15 protein-coding genes are annotated in these 17,024 nt (G+C 67.6%); 4 read left to right on the top strand and 11 right to left on the bottom strand.

Going from position 1 to position 17,024, the window contains the following annotated elements:
• Window positions 1-5 precede the first annotated feature (5 nt).
• Window positions 6-995: an amidohydrolase family protein gene (locus M3149_RS04155; RefSeq protein WP_251708074.1), complete on the bottom strand. Its 990-nt coding sequence runs from the start codon at window positions 993-995 to the stop codon at window positions 6-8.
• Window positions 996-1,172: 177 nt separating this feature from the next.
• On the bottom strand, window positions 1,173-1,511 hold the full coding sequence (locus M3149_RS04150) for a RidA family protein (protein WP_285886437.1): 339 nt from the start codon (window positions 1,509-1,511) through the stop codon (window positions 1,173-1,175).
• A 240-nt stretch (window positions 1,512-1,751) separates the two neighbouring features.
• Between M3149_RS04150 and M3149_RS04145 the strand changes: the two genes are divergently transcribed.
• A complete protein-coding gene (locus M3149_RS04145; RefSeq protein WP_251708072.1) occupies window positions 1,752-2,393 on the top strand; it encodes a GntR family transcriptional regulator in 642 nt (213 codons plus the stop codon).
• Window positions 2,394-2,469: 76 nt separating this feature from the next.
• Here M3149_RS04145 and M3149_RS04140 read toward each other — a convergent pair whose 3' ends face one another.
• From M3149_RS04140 to M3149_RS04130, 3 genes are read right to left on the bottom strand one after another with little or no spacing between them, the layout of a single operon-like run.
• Complete coding sequence (locus M3149_RS04140) at window positions 2,470-4,026, bottom strand: DHA2 family efflux MFS transporter permease subunit (protein ID WP_251708071.1); 1,557 nt, start codon at window positions 4,024-4,026, stop codon at window positions 2,470-2,472.
• Window positions 4,007-5,119 carry an HlyD family secretion protein gene (locus M3149_RS04135; protein ID WP_251708070.1) on the bottom strand — a complete coding sequence of 371 codons (1,113 nt, stop codon included), beginning with the start codon at window positions 5,117-5,119 and terminating at the stop codon, window positions 4,007-4,009. The genes M3149_RS04140 and M3149_RS04135 overlap by 20 nt, the downstream gene beginning before the upstream one ends.
• A complete protein-coding gene (locus tag M3149_RS04130; protein ID WP_251708069.1) occupies window positions 5,112-5,546 on the bottom strand; it encodes a MarR family winged helix-turn-helix transcriptional regulator in 435 nt (144 codons plus the stop codon). The genes M3149_RS04135 and M3149_RS04130 overlap by 8 nt, the downstream gene beginning before the upstream one ends.
• Before the next feature lie 456 nt (window positions 5,547-6,002).
• Here M3149_RS04130 and M3149_RS04125 point away from each other — a divergent pair, with 456 nt between their 5' ends.
• The gene (locus M3149_RS04125) at window positions 6,003-7,580 is read left to right on the top strand and encodes an ABC1 kinase family protein (protein WP_251708068.1); all 1,578 of its coding nucleotides are present in this window, start codon (window positions 6,003-6,005) and stop codon (window positions 7,578-7,580) included.
• Window positions 7,581-7,591: 11 nt separating this feature from the next.
• Here the strand turns inward: M3149_RS04125 and M3149_RS04120 are convergent, their stop codons facing one another.
• From M3149_RS04120 to M3149_RS04105, 4 genes are all read right to left on the bottom strand, one after another.
• A complete protein-coding gene (locus tag M3149_RS04120; RefSeq protein ID WP_285886486.1) occupies window positions 7,592-8,776 on the bottom strand; it encodes a CoA transferase in 1,185 nt (394 codons plus the stop codon).
• Between the two features lie 98 nt (window positions 8,777-8,874).
• Entirely contained in the window at window positions 8,875-10,107 is a 1,233-nt protein-coding gene (locus tag M3149_RS04115; RefSeq protein WP_251708067.1) for an acyl-CoA dehydrogenase family protein, read from the bottom strand.
• A gap of 12 nt (window positions 10,108-10,119) precedes the next feature.
• Window positions 10,120-10,521 (bottom strand): Zn-ribbon domain-containing OB-fold protein, encoded by a 402-nt coding sequence (locus M3149_RS04110; RefSeq protein ID WP_251708066.1) that lies wholly within the window; start codon window positions 10,519-10,521, stop codon window positions 10,120-10,122.
• Window positions 10,522-10,536: 15 nt separating this feature from the next.
• Window positions 10,537-11,706, bottom strand: coding sequence for an acetyl-CoA acetyltransferase (locus M3149_RS04105; protein WP_251708065.1), 1,170 nt, complete (start codon window positions 11,704-11,706; stop codon window positions 10,537-10,539).
• 66 nt (window positions 11,707-11,772) lie between these two features.
• Between M3149_RS04105 and M3149_RS04100 the strand changes: the two genes are divergently transcribed.
• Window positions 11,773-12,561: an SDR family NAD(P)-dependent oxidoreductase gene (locus M3149_RS04100; protein ID WP_251708064.1), complete on the top strand. Its 789-nt coding sequence runs from the start codon at window positions 11,773-11,775 to the stop codon at window positions 12,559-12,561.
• 11 nt (window positions 12,562-12,572) lie between these two features.
• Here M3149_RS04100 and M3149_RS04095 read toward each other — a convergent pair whose 3' ends face one another.
• The gene (locus tag M3149_RS04095; RefSeq protein ID WP_251708063.1) at window positions 12,573-14,090 is read right to left on the bottom strand and encodes an AMP-binding protein; all 1,518 of its coding nucleotides are present in this window, start codon (window positions 14,088-14,090) and stop codon (window positions 12,573-12,575) included.
• Window positions 14,091-14,148: 58 nt separating this feature from the next.
• The gene (locus M3149_RS04090) at window positions 14,149-14,850 is read right to left on the bottom strand and encodes a transglutaminase-like domain-containing protein (protein ID WP_251708062.1); all 702 of its coding nucleotides are present in this window, start codon (window positions 14,848-14,850) and stop codon (window positions 14,149-14,151) included.
• 121 nt (window positions 14,851-14,971) lie between these two features.
• Here M3149_RS04090 and M3149_RS04085 point away from each other — a divergent pair, with 121 nt between their 5' ends.
• A complete protein-coding gene (locus M3149_RS04085; RefSeq protein ID WP_251708061.1) occupies window positions 14,972-17,023 on the top strand; it encodes an FAD-dependent oxidoreductase in 2,052 nt (683 codons plus the stop codon).
• Window position 17,024 lies beyond the last annotated feature (1 nt).

Genomic DNA, 17,024 nt, shown 5'->3' with positions numbered 1-17,024 from the left:
TCCTGCTACTCGTCCTTGCGGAACCGGCCGTACAGGCGAGTGCAGTTGCACTCGAACACGTTGCGCCGATCTTCGGCCGAAAGGAAGTTGATCGACTCGATGACGGGCTTGAGGTCGTCGAAGTCCCGGCCACTGGCGGGATCCTTCGCACTCCCCGTTCCGGGTTTCTCCGTTCCGAACAGGACGCGATCGGCGCCGACCGTCTTGAACAGCAGCTCCAGTGCGTTGCGGTCGTAGGTGCAAGTGTCGAAATGCAGTTGACGCAGCTTCTCATCGAAGCTCATGCCGCCGCGCCGCACCGCCCAGGCCCGGAACCGCCCCATGTGGTACGGAATCGCGCCGCCCCCGTGGGGCACGATGAGCTTTAAGGTGGGAAAGCGTTCGAAGACCCGGGACTCCATCAGTGAAATGATCGCGATACTTTCCTCGTTGATGAACTTGAGGGTGTAAGACTCGCGCGGGTGGCAACTGCTCGCCGAATGCACCAGTGCAGGCACGTCCAGCTCGCACAGTTTCTCGTAGAGGGGATACCAGAACGGATCGCCCAGCCCCGGGGGCGGTGTGCCGTCGCCCTCGGTGGGATCCGGGTTCAGCAGGCAGCCGATGAAGCCCTGCTCCTTCACCCGAAGCTCGAGCTCCGGGATGCACCCTGCCGGGCTTTCGTCCCGATACTGCGGCAAGCCTGCAACCCCGCGGAACCTGTTCGGAAACATCTGGACCGTGCGGTGAATCAGGTCGTTGATATGACCCGCCCAGAGCGCCCCCACGCGCTGAGGTTTCACGGAATGCATCTGCATGTACGGCCGGGGTGACAGGAACTGTATGTCTGTGCCCACCCTGTCCATGATGTCGATGATGCTCTGGCCCGCGAGGCGCACCGCCTCGTCGCTCAGCTTGGCGGCTGACGCCGGATTCCCGCGGTTCGCCACGAGTTCCGCCATGTACTTGTAGCTTTCCGGCGGCACGACCACATGCGCGTGGGAGTCGATGATCATTGTTCAGTCCTGTTGAAATCGCGGCGGCGGTGGTGTGCCGTTTCGGGTTCTGGAGAATCGAGGGTGGCGCAGGCGTGGGAACGAGGGACGTCCCCGGATACCTGGTGCGCGGAGTTTGGGAACTGCGCCCGGACGCGGACATGCCGCCGCCCGGTGTGATGGAAGCCAGCGACCGGGTCACGTCGGGGGCACATCCATCACCGCAATGGCTTCCAGCTGAACCAGCATGCGCCCGGGCAGATCCACGACCTGTACATGACGCGCCGGCCGATCTTCGGGATCCGGGAAACAACGCAGCCACTGTTCATTGATCGCTTCACGCTGCTCGTTGTTCTTCACGAAGACGGTCACCCGGACGACGTCGTCCAGCGTGGCCCCTCCGATGCGCAGCAACTCCCGCAGGTTCTCGAACATGAATCTGGCCTGCGATGCATCGTCGTCGGGGTACTGGTCAGTGCGTGGGTCCTTGCCCATGACGCCGGACGTCCACAGGACTCCCCCGACTCTGGCCCCCATGGGGATGGGGGCGGCTCCATGCGTGACACCAGGCAGGTGCAGAGACTGGCGCCTTTTCGGCGGGACGGACGAAGCCAAGAAGTTCCCCTTTCAGACGGAGTCCATCCTCTTTGAATTCAATTATGAGTTCAATAGGGGTTACTACCGCGAAGCTTGTGCTTAAGATGGGCGCTTCAGCGGTAAACAAGAGGTGAGTTGATGCAGGCAGCTACTGGTGTGCTCGGGGACGACAACGGGGCCATGGCACGTTCACTTCGGCACCTCAAGGCCAAGATCATCAGCGGGGAGCTCAGCCCCGGAGAGCAGATCCGGCAGGAAGAAATGGCCGAGCAAATCAAGGTGAGTCGCGTGCCCCTTCGTGAAGCGCTCAACGTGCTGACCGACCAGCAATTGCTGGTGCACCGGCCGCATCAGGGTTACTTCGTTTCCAAGCGCGCACCGCACGAGCACGCGCAGATCAGGAGAATGCTGAGCCTGCTCGAAGACGAGCTGATGAGTACCATCGCGTGGCCGGATCCGGAAACGCTGGCTGCACTTTCCGGGTTGAACTCCCGGATGTCGATCAGTGCGCGGTCGGCTGACATCGAGAGCCTGGTCGAGCTGAATCGCGAGTTTCACTTCCGCATCTTCAGCCTGTCGCCGCACAACCTGATCCTGCAGGAGGTCCGCCGCCTCTGGTCCATGGCCGAACCGGCCATCTGGAGCAAGTTCCAGCACCCCGAACACCGGGAACGCACGCTGGTGGAGCATGACGCCTTGCTTGACGCACTTGCCAGCCGCGAGCGGAAGCGCTGCATCGCAGAACTGGAGCGGCATCGCAACAGCGTCGCGGCGGGCGGGTTCCCTTGGCCCGCACCTGCACGCAAGCGCACCCGGTGGTGAGTCGGGGGTCGCGTCCGTTCCGCGGGCCCTTTGGAGGCGACAACCCGACTGCGCAGCATGGGGCCCCAGTTGCTCCTCAGCGTCTTGCCCGCATCCACAACGCCGGCAGGATTCCCACCCAGAAGACGAGTCCCACGAGCGCGAAGCCGTCGCCGAAGGCCAGCGTCTGCGCCTGCGCGGCGATCACACGGGCGAGGTAGTCCATCGCACCCGGAAGGGTCTGGATGGCGGGTACTCCCAGCGCGCCTTCCAGGCTGCCGATGCGTTGGAGAAGCTCCAGCGTCGACCCGTTGCCGGCGGTCTGGGTCCCTGCCAACGCTTCTGCATGGAAGGCCAGGCGGATCTCGACCGCGGCGGACAGCAGGCTCACGCCGGATGCTCCGCCCAACTGGCGCACGAAGTTGATGGTGCCGGTGCCCTGCGCCAGCAACTCGGAGGGCAACACCGACAGTGCACCGGCGTTGAGCGCCGGCATCATCACCCCCAGGCCGATCCGCCCGAGCGTGACCAGCAGGGCAATCCGCCAGAACCCGGTATCCACGCTGACGTCGTACAACAGCGCGTTGGAGAGTCCGAAGATGAACAGCCCGGTGGCGATCAGGAGGTAGCCGGGCAGGCGGTCGGCCATCCGGCCGGCGATCGGAAAAACCAGCCCCAGGACCAGCCCGCCGGGGATCAGCAGCTCGCCCGCGCGGGTCGGCGTGTAGCCTTGGACGGTCTGCACAAACAACGGCACGAGGTACGAGGAGCCGTAGATGCCGGCGCCGAAAATCAGCGCCACCAGTGCCGCCGCGGCGTAGCGCAAGTGCCTGAACACGGCCAGGTCGACCAGCGGTTCGCGGATCCTGAGCTCCCACCCGATAAACGCAAGCAGAAACACTGCGCCGCTGCATGCCATGCCGAGCACGAAATTCGAATCCCAGCCTTCGCGCTGTCCGCTGGCCACCGTGGAGAGGGAGAACGCAAGGAACAAAGTGAGCAGCACCAGGCCGACGAAGTCGAACCGGGCTGCTTTGCCACTGTGCACGCGAGGAGGGAGGAACGCCCAGCCGAGCAGCATGCCGGCCACCGCGCTTGGCAGTCCCATGTAGAACACCCAGCGCCAGTCGTAGCTGTCGGTCAGCCAACCGCCGAGTACGGGTCCGACGGCCGGCGCCAGCACCACCCCGATGCCGTAGATGCCCATCGCCCGCCCCCGCTCGCCGGGCGGAAACACACGGAAGATCATGATCATCGCCAGGGGCTGCAGGATGCCCGCGGAGATGCCCTGCGCCACCCGTGCGAGGATCAACACGTTCTCGTCCGGCGCCAGGCCGCCCGCGAGCGACGCAAGCGTGAACAATGCCAGCGATCCGACGAAGGTGGCGCGCACGCCGATCGCATCGTTGAGCCACGCATTGAGCAGCATCGAACCCGTCATCGCGGCCAGAAAGCCGGTGGACATCCACTGAACCTGGTCCTGCCCGATGCCGAAGACGCCCATGATGTCGGGGAAGGCCACGTTGACGACGGTCGACGACAGCACGACCGTGATGGTGGCCATCATCGTCGTGGTGACGACCAGCCAGCGGTAAGCGGGGCCATGGCGCTCGAAGTACGGGGCGAGGCCGTGGTCAGCGCTGCCGGGTGTCAACCGATACCTCGACCATCATGCCCGGCTTGAGCAGCAATCCCTCCTGCCGGATCGCCAGGCGGAGCGGAATACGCTGGGTGATCTTGGTGAAGCTGCCCGACGGATTGGGGTTCGGCAACAATGCGAATGCGCTGGTCGCGCTGTGCCCCACCAGACTCACCGTGGCTTCGAACACGCGCTGCGGGTAAGCGTCCACCTTGACCTCGGCGCGCTGGCCCACACGGATGCCCGCGAGATCGGTTTCCTTCACATTTGCTTCCACCCAGACCGCTTGTGGGTCGTGCATCAGCAGCACGCGCTGGCCGGCCCCGAGGTAATCGCCCGTGTTCGCGAAGGTGCGGTCCACCACGCCGTCCACTGGACTCACCAGCTGCAGATCACGCAGGTCAAGGCGCGCCAGCCCGAGCCGTGCGCGAAGACCCTCGGCGTCCGCCCGGGCACGCTGCGCCTGCGCCGTCAACGAATCGAGCCGCGCAGCGGCCTCCGCCCTGGCAACGCGCGCCTTGGCGGCGCTCTCTTCCGATCTCGCCTTTTCCTCTTCGCGCTGGGCGATCTTGTACGCGGTGGCGCTATGCTGCGTGCGCTGTTCGGAGACGAATTCCCGCTTCACCAGATCCAAGTCGCGCTCATGGTCTGCACGCGCGTTGGCCGTGTTCAAGCGCGCCTGTTCCAGGGCGAGCCCCGCGGTCGCCAACTGGCTCCTGGCTTCGCTGAGGGCGGCCTGGGTCGAAGCGCGCGTTTCCACGATCAGGAACTCCAGGCGCAGCACCTCCGCCTCGGCGCTGCGCAGGCTGGCCTCCTGGGCACTGGTGGCCAGGCTGGCGTTCTGCGCGTAGATCTCCGCCAGCACCTGGCCACGGCGCACGACCTCGCCTTCCTGCACTGCGCGGACAGCCAGCCAGCCCGGAGCGCGGCTGGCCACGGAGATCATTTCGGCGGCCACACGCGCGTCGGTCAGGACCACATGCGTCAGGCGGTGATGGACGAACCGGGCGGCCACGGCCAGCACGACCAGGGCTGCCGTGACGTAAACCGCGCGCCGCAGCCTGGTGCGGCCGGCCGCCGGTCCCCTCATGGTCAGCCGCTCAATCATGGATGGATTCGAGCCGCTGCTTGATCTCGCTCAGGACGGCTATGCATTGCTCCACGCGCGGTTCGTCGATCCCTGCCAGCACGTCGCGCCGCAGCCCCGAGGCGATCTTGCGCACCGCTGCGCGCGCCTTCTTTGCCTTGGGCGTCAGCACCACGCGCTTGGCGCGGCGGTCCTCCTCGCAGACACCGCGCTCGATCCAGCCGTTGCGCTCGAGCCGATCGAGCAGCCCCACCAGGGTGGGACCCTCCACGCCGACGGAGTCGGCCAGCACCTTCTGCGTCAGTCCCCCGGCGGGCACCTTGAGAAGGACCATCCACTGGGACTGCGACAAGTCCAGGTGCCTGAGCCTGCGGTCCAGGCGTTGGCGCCAGAGCCGCGATGCTTCCTGCAGCAAGGCACTGAAACGGTACTGGTCGTTCTCGTTCACGGCACTGTTGGATAGCTAGCTATTAGTTAGCTAGCTAACGTCTTCATGTTAGCGGCCCGCTGAGCGCCGGTCAATGCGAATGTTTGGCCGCGAGACAGGCGCCATACGCGCCCCCTTCCTTTTGCGAACCCTCGGATCTCTCGCGATGGGCTTGCTCGACTTGCCCGGCCAGCGGCTTTCCCTTGCGCGGCTGCGGTGCACTGCAGCCGTGGCGGATCGGCCAGAATCGGTTGTTGCTGCATGGAGATCATCAGACATGAAGGAACAGGTATGGGTGGAATGCGTGGGAGACCTGATCGTGGCCCGCATGCGTGGTGCGGTCAGTGCCGAAGTGCTGCGCGAATGCCAGGAGCAGGTCGTGGCGCTCGTCCGCGAGCGTCGGGTGCGGTTCAGACGGCCGACAAGTCGCTGCTCAGCCACTTCACCGCCGCGACCATATCGTTGTAGCGTGAGCTCTTGCTGAACGAGCGCGAGCGGCTCGCACAGATCCTGGTGCTGTTCGGACGCCACGGCGTCAAGGGCCTAGCCGGCCTGCTGGGTATCGGACAGGGACGCGAAGAGCCCCTGGAAAACGCGCGCCCCGAGGCGGTCGTGGCCCTGATGCGCGACCTCGGTCCTGTTGCCGTGAAGTTCGGCCAGCTGCTGGCGATGCGCAGCGACCTGCTGGAGCCGGAATGGACAGCCGCACTCTCCACGTTGCAGGATCGCCTGCCGCCGCTGCCCTTCGAATCGCTGCGCCCGATCGTGGAGGAGGCCGTCGGAGCCCCGCTCGGTAGCGCCTTCCTCGCTTTCGACGAGGTCGCGCTCGCGGCCGCCTCCATTGCACAGGTCCACGCCGCGACACTGACGGACGGCCGCGAGGTGATCGTCAAGATCCGCCGCCCGGGCATCGAGAGGCAGGTGGATGCCGACCTGCGCATCCTGCGCCGGCTGGCGCGGATGGCGCAACGCCGGCTACCGACGCTCGCGAGGCTCAGGCCGGACGAGCTGCTGCGGCACCTGGGCGAAAACCTGGCCCGCGAGATGGACCTGGGCGCGGAGGCGCGCAGCAGCGAGTCGATCGGCGCCTTCCTGGCGACGATCGGGGTCCGCACGGCGGGATTCGAATGGGAGCTGACCGGCCGGCGCGTGAACATCCAGCAGCGGCTGCGTGGCGTGCCGGCGAGCGACCTCGAAGCCGCGCGCAGGGCGGACGTGCCGCTGCCGGCGATGGCGCACAGCTATGCGCAGGCGGTCCTTCGCATGATCGTCATCAACGGCGAGTTCCATGCGGATCCGCACCCAGGCAATGTGTACTTCCTCGAAGAAGGCAGCCTGGCGTTCATCGATTTCGGATCCGTTGGCACCTTGCGGCCCCAGCGCCGGGAGGAACTGGTGCGCCTCGGACTCGCCGTCGCGATCAATGACACGGCCTCGGTGGTCGACGTCCTGATGGCCTGGGCGGGGGATCCCGCAGTCGATCGCCGCGGGCTGGAACATGACATCGTCGAGATCATCGGCCCGCTTCGCGACGTACCCCTCGGGCAAATCGACCTGGTGGAAGTATTCCGGCGCGTGTTCACCCTTTTGCGCCATCATCACCTTGCGCTCCCGCCGGATCTTGCCCTCGTGCTTCGAACCCTCCTGACGGCCGAAAGCTTCGTGCGCCGCATGGACCCGGCGTTCCATATCGCGTCCGAGCTTGGGCCTCTGGCGGCCGAGCTCATGCGCGAGCGCGCGAGCCCGCAGAGGCTGAAAGCAGAGGGCGTCAGGCTGCTCGGCGCGCTCGGACGCGCTGCGCTTTCGACGCCAGGCCTGGTGGGGCAGCTGGAAAGATTCGCGCGGACAGGCACCGTGCCCGTCAGCCTCCCCTCCAATGATCTCGAGCGGCTTCGGTCGGGGCGGCATGGGCGACGCGACGCCGATCCCAACGTGCTGCCAGCGGCCTTGGCCGTCAGTGCCGCCATCCTGTATTCGTCGGAGCCACGCCTTGCCGCTGTCGCGGCTGCTGCGGGCTTCGTGCTCGTGGTGGTGAACTGGCTGCGCCGCCGCTAGGCTGCGCGCCCTCACCCCAGCGCGGCGCCGCTTCGCAGCATCGCGGCCACTTCCTCTCGGCCAAAGCCGCACTCCTGCAGCACGGATACGGTGTGCTCGCCCAAGCGCGGCGCCGGCGCAATGGGACCGGGGCGGTGATCGGCCCAGTCCACGGGAACCCGGGGCAGCTGCAGGGCCCCTTCGGTCGGGTGCTCGACATGCGCCAGCAGCCCGACCGCCCTGATGTGGGGATCGTCAAGCAGCGAATCCACGCTGTTCAGCGGCATGGCGGGCACGTCGATGCGCTCGAACAACGCCAGCCACTCGGCGGTTCCGCGCTGGGACAGGATTTCAGCAAGGCAGCCGTAAACGTGGTCGATGTGACGGGTTCGGCTCGCCAGGCTGGCAAAGCGTTCGTCCGCCAGCAGATCTTCGCGTTCGACGGCCTGGAGAAAGCGGCGCCACTGGCCGTCGTTGTACACCAAGGCGCAGATGTGGCCGTCACGGGTGGCATACGGACGCCGCCCTGGCGACAGCAGGCGCACGTAGCCGCTGGCGCCTTCTGCGGGCTCGAACGTGCGGGCATACAGATGGTCCCCCAGCACCACGCTTGCGAGGGTTTCGAACATCGGCACATCGATGCGGCAGCCGCGCCCGGTCTTCTCCCGCGCGTACAAGGCCATCGAGATGCTGTGCACGGCATGGAGTCCCGCCATGCGGTCAGCGATGACCAGGGGCACGTAGCGCGGAGGCCCTTGCGCGGCTTGCGCCTGCAGCTCGGCGATGCCCACCGCACCCTGGATCAGATCGTCGTACGCAGGCCGGCCGGCGTACGGGCCACTCTCGCCGTAGCCGTACATCCCGCACCAGACGATGCCTGGCCGGATCGCCCTGACCTGTTCGTAGCCCAGGCCGAGCCCATCGATCGATGCCGGCCGCAGGTTGTGCATGAACACGTCCGCCCCGACCAGCAGCCGGTGCATCGCTGCCAGTCCGGCGGGTTGCTTGAGGTCCAGCACGATGCTGCGCTTGCCCCGATTGAGGTTCAGGAACAGCGGCCCCATTCCCGGGTGGTGCGAGGGGCCGATCTGGCGCGTCGAGTCCCCGCCGCCCGGCGACTCGACCTTGATCACGTCGGCCCCGTGGTCCGCCAGAATCTGCGTCGCGTACGGGCCCATCAGCACGGCCGAGAGGTCGATCACACGCACGCCACTCAGCGGCCCGGATCTCGGCTCCCCGGCGTCGGACGGTTGCCGGGTTGCATCGGTCTTGTGCTCGCTCAGGGCAGGCTCCTCACTCGCGCGGCGCCATGCGGCTACAGCTCCGTGCGGCCGGCCAGCAACTGACGGGCGATGGTACGGCGCTGGATCTCGGCTGTCCCGTCCGGGATGCGCATGACACGGGCAAAGCGGTAGCCCTCTTCGATGCGCAGCTCGTTGGTCAGCCCCATAGCGCCGTGCACCTGGATGCTGCGATCCATCACCCGGCCCAGCATCTCGGTGGAGAAGGCCTTGACCATGCTCACCTGTGCCGTCGCCGCCTGACCCTGGTCGACGCGCCAGGCGCAGTTCTGGATCATCGACTTGGCCGCGTAGATGTCCATGGCGGAATCGGCCAGCATGAACTGAACCGCCTGGTGCTCGGCGATCGGCACGCCCGAGGTCTTGCGCACCTTCGCATATTCGACCGCTTGGTCCAGCGCCCACCGCGCAAGGCCCAGGCAGGTGGCGGCCATGCCCATGCGGCCTGCGTTGACGCCGTCCATGGCCACATTCAGGCCGCGGCCCACCGCGCCAAGCCGGTGGTCGTCAGGCACACGCACGCCGTCCAGCACAACCACGCCGGTGTCGCCCCCGAGGTGCCCGACGGTGTTGATCAGGCGCGGCACGCTGAATCCAGCCGAGCGCGTGTCCACGAAGAAGCCCGTCACCCCGCCCTTGTGCTGCGCCGCCGCTTCGGGGTCGGTCAGCGCGAAAACCATGGCGTGGTCCGCATAAGGCGAATTGGTGATCCACTGCTTGGTTCCGCTGAGCACCCAGTGGTCGCCGTCGCGCACCGCACGGGTCTTCATGGCGAACACGTCCGAGCCGGCGTCCGGCTCGCTCAACGCGAAACACAGCGTGCTGGCGCCGCTGGCAATCCCGCCGCGGTAACGCTCGAACACCTCGGGGTCAAGGTGCCGCAGCACCGGCGACAAACCGTTGGTGAAGGGCGAGGGCAGCACCACCGTCTGGATCAGCGGCCGGCCCGGTCCGAAGCGATGGTTGATGGCTTCCTGCACATGGACCATGACCTGAGCACCCTGCCCGCCGCCCCCGAGCTTCTCGTCGCCGAACAGGTTGTAGTAGCCCAGTTCGGCCGAGCGCATGCGCACCTGCTGGCGCAGTGCCAGCGCCTCCGGCACGTAGCGGCCGTCGGCCTGGTACAAGGTGCGTTCGCTGCCCAGCACTGCGCGATGCCTGGCCTCCAGGGGAACCACTTCGCGCTCGATGAAGCGCAGCACCGCCTCGGCGATCGCCGTGGTGTCAGGGTCGATGTCGAAGTTCATGACGGCGTCGCGTCAGGCGGGCCGGAACTTCGGCAGTGTGATCTCGCCCGTGACCGCTTCGAAGTGCACGGCCACCCGCTGGCCGATGCGCACCGACTCGACGTCGTCGGTGACGATGTTGGTCATCATCCGGGCGCCCTCGTCCAGGTCGACCACGGCCACGACGTAGGGCGCGTCCGCCTTGAAGGCCGGACCGGCCGGGCGACGGGCGATCGTGAAGCTGTAGATGCTGCCGGTTCCGCGGGCGTCGCGCCACTCCAGCGCGTCGGAATGGCAATGCGGGCAAAGCGCGCGCGGGTAGAAGTGATGCCGTCCGCAGTCACGGCAGTGCTTCAGGATGAGGCGGTTTTCCTTCAGCGCCATCCAGTAGGGTGCGCTTTCCGGGTCGACGATGGGCAGGGGCTTTTCGTACATGGTGGATGTCGCTGCTCAGCGGGTGGAAAGAATGCAGGTGGCGCCACTCGACAGCGTGCCGCCGGTGCCATGGACGAGGGCAGTGACGGCGTCCTTGACCTGGCGCTCGCCGCATTCACCGCGCAGCTGGCGCACGGCTTCGATCAGCAGGAAGATCCCGTACATGCCGGGATGGGCGTACGACAGCCCGCCGCCGTTGGTGTTGAGCGGGAAAGCGCCGCCCGGCGCAGTTCGCTGGCCGGCGACGAAGGCGCCGCCCTCGCCGCGCCCGCAGAACCCCAGCGCCTCCAGCGTCATCAGCACGGTGATCGTGAAGGAGTCGTACAGTTCGACGACATCGATCGCATCAGGGCCGATGCCCGCCATCGCGAAAGCCTCGCGCCCGGCCACTTCGGCGGCCGTCAGCCGGGCGAGGTCGGGCATCGCTGCAATCGTCCAGTGGGTGTGCGCCTCGCCGAACCCGCGTACGTGCACGGCCTTGCGTCCCAGCGCCTTCGCGTGCGCCGCCGTCGTCATGACGACGGCGCCGCCGCCGTCCGTGACCAGGCATGCGTCGAGCAGGTGCAGTGGATCGGAGATCAGCGGGCTGCCCAGGACGTCCTCGATCGACAGCGGCGCACGCATCGTCGCACCAGGATTCAGCGCCGCCCATTTGCGCGTGGCCACCGCGATCTCGGCCAGGTGTTCGGAAGTAGTGCCGAATTCGTGCATATGGCGCATCGCCGCCATCGCGTAGCCGCCCACCGGCGTGGGCATGCCCCAGGGGGTTTCGTACTGCATCGTCAGCACCGAAGGGCGGCCGGCCAGGTTGCGGCTGGCTTCGCTGCGCTGCAGGCTGCCATAGGTGATGAGCGCCACCTCGCAGCGGCCGGCCTCGATCGCCGTGGCGGCGTGCGCCACGTGCGCCTCGAAGGCCGAGCCGCCGATATTGGTGCCATCCACGAACCGGGGAGTGATGCCGAGGTACTCGGACAGCGTGACCGTGGGGAGCTGCCCAGGGCCGGGCACGCCCCACATGCCGGCCGTCAGGAGGCCGTCGACCGCGCCCATCGGGATACCCGCGTCCGCCAGCGCGTCGCGCGCCGCCAGGGCCTGCATCTGCAGCACCGACATCGGTGTCAGCACCTTGCCATCCTTCAAGGGCACGTCGGCGACCCCGACGATGACCGCTTCGCGCTTGCTCATGGATCGGATCTCCGTGACAATGCCACGAGTCTAACAAGTGTTAGGTTGAAAGGATAGGCCCCGGCCGTGAAAACCCTTCAGGACCAGATCGCGCTCGTCACCGGCGCCACGGCGTACATCGGGCGCGCCGCGGCGAACGAACTGGCCCGCCGCGGAGCCACCGTTGTTGTCAACGGCCGCAGCACCGACAGCGGCGCCGCAGTCGTCGAGGAGATCCAGGCGGCGGGCGGGCGGGCGGAGTTCGAGTGCGCCGACCTGACCGACCGCGCTGCGGTGCAGGCCATGGTTGACCGCATCGTGCAACGCCACGGCCGGCTCGACGTGCTGGTGGCCAGCGGCGCCGGCGCCAGCAGCGACTCGCTCGCGTTCAAGCTGTTCCTGGAGATGGAGGGACCGGACTTCGAGACCTATATCCGCTCTCACTGGCTCACGCGCGCGTACGCGATCCAGGCGGCGGCCCGCGCCATGCGCAGCCGGGGTCGCGGCAAGATCGTGGCCATCGGCACCGACGCCGGCAGGGTGGCCACCGTGGGCGAGTCGTTCATCGGGGGCGCCACGGGGGGCATGATGCAGATGTGCCGCGTCCTGGCGCGCGAACTCGGGCGCGACGGCATCCGCATCAACGCTGTGGCGATGAGCTACATCTGGGACGCCGAGCCGCGTTGGGGTGGCGGATCGGCTGCGCTCGCCGGCGCGCACGGCCAGGGCATGCTCGACAACCTCCGAAAGCGAATGCTCTTTCCGGTGCATTGCGCCGACATCGCGCAGGCTGCGGCGTTCTTCGCGGGCCCGGAGTCGGATGCCATCACCGGCCAGACCCTGAGCGTCAATGGCGGGCTCAGCACACCCGGTTGACAGCGCGAGCGTCAGGCCAGCGCGTGCTGGGCCTTCGCTGCGGCCCGGTCGATGCCGCCGGAAGCGGTTCTTGGCAGTTCGGCGGTGAACACCACGTGCTTTGGCTTCTTGTAGCGCGCGATGCGCCCGCCGACGAAGTCAATCAGTTCCTCGGCAGCCAGCGTTTGGCCGGGCTTGAGCACGCACACTGCCTGCACGGCCTCGCCCCACTGCGCATCGGGCACGCCGAACACCACGGCCTGGTCCACCGCCGGATGCTCGAGCAGCGCCCGCTCGACTTCGGCTGGGTAGACATTCTCGCCGCCGGGTTTGATCAATTCCTTGGCCGGCGAACGGCCCATGTACCAGAGGTAGCCCTCCGCGTCGAAACGCCCCAGGTCTCCGGTGTGATGCCAGCCGCCGCGGAACGTCAAGGCGTTGTCGGCCTCGCAATTCCAGTAGCCTTTGAAGACCATCGGCCCCCGCACCACGATCTCCCCCGTGGTGTCATGCGGAACGGGGCAGTCTTCATCGTCGACAATGGCCACGGTGTGCTGCTCCACCGGCAGGCCTGCACTGCCGGGCCGGTCGGCGTAGCGCGAAGTGGAGACCGAGCCCGAGGTCTCGGTCTGCCCGTAGCCCACCCAGAACTCGGCGTGCGGGCAGGCGACGGCGAAGCGCGCCAGCGTGTCGGGCGCCTCGATGCCAAACACGATGCGCAGCGCTCCGAGGCTGGAACCCGCCCCGGCAGCGGCATCGAGCACCGCGCCCAGCATGGGTGGAAACGAGCCCATCACGGTGCCACCGAGTTCGTCGACCAGTTGCACCACGGTCTTCGGGTCGAAGCGCGGCACCGTGATCGTGCTCCCCCCCGCGGCCATCAGCGTCAGCGTCAACCCGATGCCGGCCACGTGGAACAGCGGCAGCACGCCCACTTGCGCGTCGAGCGGGCTGAGCTTCCAGGCGTGGGCGGACTGGGCTGCGGCCGTCAGCAGGCCGCGGTGCGACAGCAGCGCGCCGCGCGGCCGCCCGCCCACGGCAGCAGTGTGCACGATGAACAAGGCCGCATCGTCCTCGATCTGCGCCGGCACGGGGGCGACGGTGTCCAGATACAGGCTTCCCAGCGGCATCCAGCCCGTCCCGGCGTCGAAGTCGCCCGCCATCACGTACCTCCGCATGCCTTCGAGATCCGCCTGCCCCAGCAGCGGCAGCAGGTCCGGCGCGGCCACCAGCGCCCGGGGGCGGGTATCCGCCAGCACGTAGGCCACCTCTTCGGCCGACAGGCGCCAGTTGATCGGCACGACGATGGCGCCGAGGCGTGCCGCCGCTCCGACCAGGTCGACATAGGCTTGGCAGTTGTGCGCCAGCACGGCAACACGCTCACCCGCCACCAGGCCTGCACCGGCCAGGCCGGCGGCCAGGCGCGCCGTCCGCTGAGCGTACTGCGCGTGCGTGACCGCTTGCCCCTCGCCGGTGAAGGCCATGCGGCGGCCGTGCAGCCAGGCATTGCGTTCGATCAGGTCATGCAGGGTAAAGGATCTGAGGCTCACGTAGACGTTCTCCTTGGTCTGGGGAGGAGCCGGCTCGATGCATGCGCCGGAATGGCCTTCAGTCCGCGCGCCGTGGCCTGACTTCGCCCTCGAAGTCGGCTGTGCCGGTGTTCTGCATCCAGTCCCGGTAGTTGGGGTACAGGTGCTCGAAGGCCTGCAGCATCTCCTCGCGCGGCACGTCGGCATAGGTGCCGCGGTCCCGGATGTACTCCATGTGGCGCCGGCCCTGCCGGTCGAACTCATGGAAAATGGAATCGGAGCTGCCGTCAAATTCCAGCGGCTTCACGCCAGCCTTCTCGCACAGGCTCAGGTTGAACGCGGGCGTCGCCTTGACCCACCGGCCGTCAATCATCAGTTCGGCATAGCCATGAAAGGCGAACACGTCGGTGTTCATCATCTCGCGCAGCCGCGGGCTTGTGAGATGGTTGCGGACGTCGGCAAAGCCCAGGCGTGCGGGCACGCCGAACACGCGTGCCGCAGCGGCCAGTAAAGTCGCCTTGGGCACGCAGAAGCCGCGCCCTTGCTCCACCACCTGGCTCGCCTTGAGCCCCGCCTGGGACATGTCGAAGTGATAGGGGTCGTAGCGGAAGCCATCGCGCACCGCGTAGTACAACTTCACGGCGATGTCGCGCGGCTTCATCGAGGCGTCAGCATGGGCGCGGGCGAAGGCCTGCACCGCCGGATGGTTGCTGTCGACGAAGCGGCCGGGTTGAAGATAGAGCTCGGCCGGGTGGCCATTTGGCGGTACGACTTGGGGCATGGGCGATTTTGCGATTCGGAGGGGCGGAATCGCGCGAGAGGGGAAACCCTCGCGCAGAGAAATTTCACAAAAGCCGGGATCGACTATATCATCGAACATACGTTAGTTAGACTTGACCTCCATGAATGCGCCCCCTGCTTTCCCCACCTTGCTGTCGCCGATCGCGCTCGGTGCTCACACCCTGCGCAACCGCACGCTGATGGGATCAATGCACACGGGGCTGGACAACCTCGACCGCGGTGTCGAACGGCTGGCCGCGTTCTACGCCGAACGCGCGCGCGGCGGCGCGGGACTGATCGTCACCGGCGGGTTCGCGATGAACCTTGAAGCCCTGCTGGACGACCATGGGCCGCAGCTCATCACGCCCGAACAAGCCGACGCGCTGCGTCCGATACCGCAGGCGGTGCATGCCGAAGGGGGCAAGATCCTGCTGCAGGTGCTGCACACCGGACGCTATGGCAAGACCGCGCAACTCGTGGGCGCCTCCAGCATTCCGTCGCCGATCAACCGTCGCGTGCCGCGCACCCTCGGGACCGCGGAAGTCTGGCGGACCATCGAGGACTTCGTGAATTGCGCCGAGCTGGCAATGCGCGCCGGCTTCGACGGCGTGGAGGTGATGGGCTCGGAAGGGTATTTCATCAACCAGTTCACGACCACCCGCTGCAACGACCGCACCGACGAGTTCGGCGGCAGCATGGCCAACCGGCACCGCCTGCCGGTGGAGATCGTGCGCCGCACGCGGGAACGCCTGGGTGCCCGCGCCCTGATCATGTACCGGCTGTCGGCACTGGACCTGGTCGAAGGCGGTGCCCCGGCCCATGAGGTCATCGCACTGGCGCAGGCCATCGAGGCTGCGGGAGCCGACGTCATCAACACGGGCTTCGGCTGGCACGAGGCGAAGGTTCCCACCATCGCCTATCTGGTACCGCGCGCGGCCTTCCGCTTTGCCGCAGCGCGCATCAAACGCGCCATCGGCATTCCCCTGGTCATCTCCAACCGCATCAACGTGCCCGAGGTGGCCGAAGACATCCTGGCTGCGGGAGACGCCGACATGGTGTCCATGGCCCGGCCTTTCCTTGCCGACCCCGATTTCGTGCGCAAGGCCGCAGCAGGCCGCCCCGACACCATCAACACCTGCATCGCCTGCAACCAGGCCTGCCTGGACTTCATCTTCACCAACCGCCCGGCCTCCTGCCTCGTCAACCCGCGTGCCGGGCGGGAACTGGAGTTCATGCAGATGCCGGCCCCGACGGCGCGACGCCGCATCGCCGTGGTTGGCGGCGGCGCCGCCGGGCTGGCATGCGCGGTGACAGCCGCCGAGCGGGGCCACCAGGTCACTCTGTACGAAGCCGCGCCCCACATCGGCGGCCAGTTGAACCTCGCGCGGGCCGTGCCGGGCAAGGAAGAATTCCACGAGCTGGTGCGCTACTTCGGCACCCGCCTCGATCAGGAAGGCGTGCAAGTGCGCCTGGGGCAGCGGCCGGCTGCAGGCGAGCTGGCCGCGGCGGAGTTCGACCGCATCGTGGTCGCCACCGGGGTGCGGGCGCGCAGGCCCGGGATCCAGGGGCTGGACCACCCGAAGGTGGTCGGCTACGCGGAGCTGCTCTCGGGGCGCAGGCAGGCAGGCCGCCGCGTTGCCGTCATCGGTGCCGGCGGCATCGGCTTCGACGTGGCCGAATACCTGCTGCACGAGGTCGCGGACGGGGGCTCGCCCCCTGCCGCAGAAGATGAAGTCAGCGCCTTCCTGACCGAGTGGGGCGTCACGACGGCGCCCGAGGTGCCCGGCGCCCTGCAGCCGCCGCAGCCGCCAAGGTCCCTGCGCAGCGTTACCCTGCTGCAGCGCCGGCCGGAGAAGCCCGGGCGCACGCTGGGCCTGTCCACCGGCTGGGCCTTGCGGGCCCGGCTCGAGCAGCGGGGACTGCAGACGCTGTCGGGCTGCAGCTACGAGCGAATCGACGATGCCGGGCTGCACCTGCGCGTGAACGGCGAGGCCCGGCTGCTCGAGGTCGACACGGTGGTGATCTGCGCCGGGCAGGAGTCCGAGAACGCACTGGCCGTGGAGCTGCGCGGCGTCGGCATCCAACCCGACGTGATTGGCGGGGCGGAACTGGCGAGTGAGCTGGACGCACTGCGGGCGATCGACCAGGGCACACGCCTGGCCATGGCTCTCTGAG

It is taken from the genome of Hydrogenophaga intermedia (assembly GCF_023715105.1).
Lineage (GTDB): Bacteria > Pseudomonadota > Gammaproteobacteria > Burkholderiales > Burkholderiaceae_C > Hydrogenophaga > Hydrogenophaga intermedia_A.
The sequence above is the reverse complement of the archived record's forward strand: the minus strand, read 5'-3'. Positions and strand labels throughout refer to the sequence as shown.

Bases quoted from the DNA above. Each gene is read 5' to 3' on its own strand.
- M3149_RS04155 (WP_251708074.1), bottom strand. From the start codon at position 995: ATGATCATCGACTCCCACGCGCATGTGGTCGTGCCGCCGGAAAGCTAC.
- M3149_RS04150 (WP_285886437.1), bottom strand. From the start codon at position 1,511: ATGGGGGCCAGAGTCGGGGGAGTCCTGTGGACGTCCGGCGTCATGGGC.
- M3149_RS04145 (WP_251708072.1), top strand. From the start codon at position 1,752: ATGGCACGTTCACTTCGGCACCTCAAGGCCAAGATCATCAGCGGGGAG.
- M3149_RS04135 (WP_251708070.1), bottom strand. From the start codon at position 5,119: ATGATTGAGCGGCTGACCATGAGGGGACCGGCGGCCGGCCGCACCAGG.
- M3149_RS04115 (WP_251708067.1), bottom strand. From the start codon at position 10,107: ATGAACTTCGACATCGACCCTGACACCACGGCGATCGCCGAGGCGGTG.
- M3149_RS04110 (WP_251708066.1), bottom strand. From the start codon at position 10,521: ATGTACGAAAAGCCCCTGCCCATCGTCGACCCGGAAAGCGCACCCTAC.
- M3149_RS04105 (WP_251708065.1), bottom strand. From the start codon at position 11,706: ATGAGCAAGCGCGAAGCGGTCATCGTCGGGGTCGCCGACGTGCCCTTG.
- M3149_RS04090 (WP_251708062.1), bottom strand. From the start codon at position 14,850: ATGCCCCAAGTCGTACCGCCAAATGGCCACCCGGCCGAGCTCTATCTT.
- M3149_RS04085 (WP_251708061.1), top strand. From the start codon at position 14,972: ATGAATGCGCCCCCTGCTTTCCCCACCTTGCTGTCGCCGATCGCGCTC.